General features: G+C 34.7%; 3 protein-coding genes and 2 tRNA genes. 3 read left to right on the forward strand and 2 right to left on the reverse strand.

Features of this window, described 5'->3' with window-relative positions; translation table 11 throughout:
* The 3 genes from PAN06_RS13955 to PAN06_RS13965 all read left to right on the forward strand — a co-directional run.
* A partial coding sequence (locus PAN06_RS13955) for a LytTR family DNA-binding domain-containing protein (protein WP_269796627.1) occupies positions 1-612 on the forward strand: 612 nt, incomplete at its 5' end.
* Between the two features lie 50 nt (positions 613-662).
* Positions 663-734 (forward strand) — tRNA-Glu (locus tag PAN06_RS13960).
* A gap of 8 nt (positions 735-742) precedes the next feature.
* Positions 743-816: transfer RNA gene (locus PAN06_RS13965), tRNA-Asn, on the forward strand.
* Between the two features lie 99 nt (positions 817-915).
* Here the strand turns inward: PAN06_RS13965 and PAN06_RS13970 are convergent.
* Positions 916-1,836, reverse strand: a complete 921-nt coding sequence (locus PAN06_RS13970) for a YfhO family protein (RefSeq protein ID WP_269796628.1) — start codon at positions 1,834-1,836, stop codon at positions 916-918.
* Positions 1,829-1,948: a hypothetical protein gene (locus PAN06_RS13975; RefSeq protein WP_269796629.1), complete on the reverse strand. Its 120-nt coding sequence runs from the start codon at positions 1,946-1,948 to the stop codon at positions 1,829-1,831. Before PAN06_RS13975 ends, PAN06_RS13970 begins: the two co-directional genes overlap by 8 nt.
* Between the last annotated feature and the right edge of the window lie 49 nt (positions 1,949-1,997).

Raw genomic sequence — 1,997 nt, forward strand, 5'->3', positions numbered from 1 at the left:
GATATCCACCAATTATATTTTCTAGATATTCATATCCAAGACAATGAGTATTGTGGGCTGGAAATTGCTCAAAAAATACGAGAAGCAAATCCTTATGCCATTATTGTTTTTATTACTACAAAATCAGAATTCGCTTCGATTACCTATCGTTATAAAGTATCTGCCTTAGATTTTATTGATAAAAATTTGAATGAAGATTTATTTAGATTAAAAATTAAGGAGTGTATTGAGTACCTAACGACTATTCAAATTGGAAATGATGATTTGACAGATTATTTTGAGTATGACTTTAAGGATAAAAAGATAAAAATTCCATTTAAGGATATTCTTTATATTGAAACTGTTGGTTCGGCTTATAAATTAAACTTAGTTGGGAAAAATTTTCAAAAAGAAATTGCGGGAAGTTTATCAGATGTCTTGGAGAAAGATGTGGAGGAGAGATATTTCAGTCCCCATCAATCTTTTATCGTGAATAGAAGTATGATCATTGGAATGGATAAGAAAAAGAAACAGCTACTGTTGAAAGAAGGCTATTCTTGTCCAATCTCAAGAAGCAATATCAAACGTGCCAAAAAATTAATTGAAGAGCAAAATTTAGAATTTAGTGCTTGACAATTAGTTAAATTTTGATATAATGGGATATGTTCTGTTAATGAATATATGGTCCGTTGGTCAAGGGGTTAAGACACCGCCTTTTCACGGCGGTAACACGGGTTCGAATCCCGTACGGACTATATCTCATTCCGCCATAGCTCAGTTGGTAGTAGCGCATGACTGTTAATCATGATGTCGTAGGTTCGAGTCCTACTGGCGGAGCTAGTATAGCACCCATTTGGGTGTTTTTTTGTTTTGAAAAAGGCTAGGATAATGACTATCCTAGCCTTTTATTTATAAGTGAACCGATGGTTAGATTCCTTAACTTTTTCGTCTTTTTATTTGTCTCCATTCGTAGAGGAAAAAGAGAATGATTCCAACGAAAAAGGCAATGAGTCCTTCAATGAAGCCTTGGGGAACAAATGTTAAGGTGACTGTTCCGGATCCTTTTGAAACACGAACTCCCATTAATCCTTTCTGGATGCGATGAATTTTGATAGGTTTTCCATTTTGTTTAGCTGACCAGCCTTTATCATAAGGGAGTGTAAAAATAAGGGTAGTGTCTCTATTTGCGTTATAGGCTGCTACCAATTTGTTTTTCTTTTTGTGAATAGCAACTTCTTGCTGACGAATGCTAGCGATAGCTTGTGTGTATTGGTCAAGATCCAGAGCAAAAAATTCTGGTGTATCAAAAGAGACTGTCGAATTTTCTGGAAAACTCATACGAATAGTAACTGTTTCCTCTGTGTCAAAATGGCCAATCGAAAAGAATGGAAAGGCATTATCAATGGTATAGCGTTGAGTCTGTCCATTGTAGCTGATTTCAATATCTTTTCGATCATCGTTTGAAAATTGTAAATTTGGAACATTGACATATAGTTGGCTATGGGCAGGAACCGTTACTTCATATTGAATACTTGCGTAGGAAAGATGACTATCTTCTTCAATTTTTGCAGTTTGCAACGAAGATGTAGTATTTTGTGAAGTAGGCGAGAGAATATTTAATTTCTTATAAAATTTATATTTTTCATCTGTGATTTGATGGATGAATCGTGTCTGATTATCCAGTGTCAAATTCGTAAAGGAAGTATTTTTATAAGGTTTTGCTGACAGAAAGGCGATTGGTAAGGCATATTCGTTTTCTGAAAGTGAGACTCCATTTTTGGTTGCAATCTCTTTAAATCCAAATTTTTGAACAGGTTGTTGGCTTAAATTATAGCGAACACCAAATAGACTATCCATTAAAATAGAATTGTTTTGGTATCGAAGATTGAGGTAGTTTGTCCAATGTCGAGCTAGCATCCGTATTTCGTACAGATGAAAATTGAGAAATTCCATTATAACCATACTTCATGCTATCATTGCCCGTTTGTGGCTGTAAAATCTCAGTCCGATAATTAGAG

The organism is Streptococcus sp. SM3 (assembly GCF_027497875.1).